We start from the raw sequence: 809 nt of genomic DNA, 5'->3' as shown, positions 1-809 counted from the left end.
GCGAGCCGATGTCGGTGAAGTCGCTGGCGATCGTGTTCGGCGTCGGCGCGCTGCTGTTCCTGCTCGTCGGCCTGTACGCCCCGGCCAGCTTCCTGACCCACTTCACCGTGTTCGTGCTGGCCTGCTTCGTGGGCTACATGGTGGTGTGGAACGTCACGCCCTCGCTGCACACGCCGCTGATGAGCGTCACCAACGCCATCTCGTCGATCATCGCGATCGGCGCGCTGGTGCAGATCGCTCCGCCGCTGGCCGATGGGGCCGGCGATCGCCCCGGGGGGCTGATCGGCGTGCTCGCCTTCGTGGCCATCACCCTAACGGCCGTCAACATGTTCGGCGGCTTCGCGGTCACGCGTCGCATGCTGGCGATGTTCCGCAAATAAGGAGAAGACAATGACCTCCAGTCTGGCCACTGTCTCGTACATCGGCGCCACCATCCTCTTCATCCTCAGCCTGGGCGGGCTCGCCCACCCCGAGACCGCACGCCGCGGCAACCTGTTCGGCATCGCGGGCATGAGCATCGCGGTGCTGGCCACCGTGTTCGGCCCGCAGGTCGGCATGGGCGGCATTCCATGGATCGTCATCGCCCTCGTCATCGGCGCCGCGGTCGGCCTCTACGCCGCGAAGAAGGTGCAGATGACGCAGATGCCCGAGCTCGTCGCGCTGATGCACAGCCTGGTGGGCCTGGCCGCCTGCCTGGTGGGCTTCGCGAGCTACGTGGACACCTCCGTGGTCTTCCCCACCGCCGCCGAGAAGACCATCCACGAGGTGGAGATCTACATCGGCATCCTGATCGGCGCCGTCACCTTCTC

Annotated in this window: 2 protein-coding genes; both read left to right on the top strand. The window is 66.9% G+C overall.

The window, feature by feature from the left end:
* Window positions 1-380, top strand: a 380-nt coding sequence (locus tag C667_RS23535; RefSeq protein ID WP_004391250.1) for a proton-translocating transhydrogenase family protein, incomplete at its 5' end; no start/stop codon positions are given.
* 10 nt (window positions 381-390) lie between these two features.
* A partial coding sequence (locus C667_RS23530) for an NAD(P)(+) transhydrogenase (Re/Si-specific) subunit beta (protein WP_004391246.1) occupies window positions 391-809 on the top strand: 419 nt, incomplete at its 3' end.

Source organism: Thauera phenylacetica B4P, assembly GCF_000310225.1.
GTDB lineage: Bacteria > Pseudomonadota > Gammaproteobacteria > Burkholderiales > Rhodocyclaceae > Thauera > Thauera phenylacetica.
This window is presented reverse-complemented; position numbering and strand designations above follow the sequence as displayed.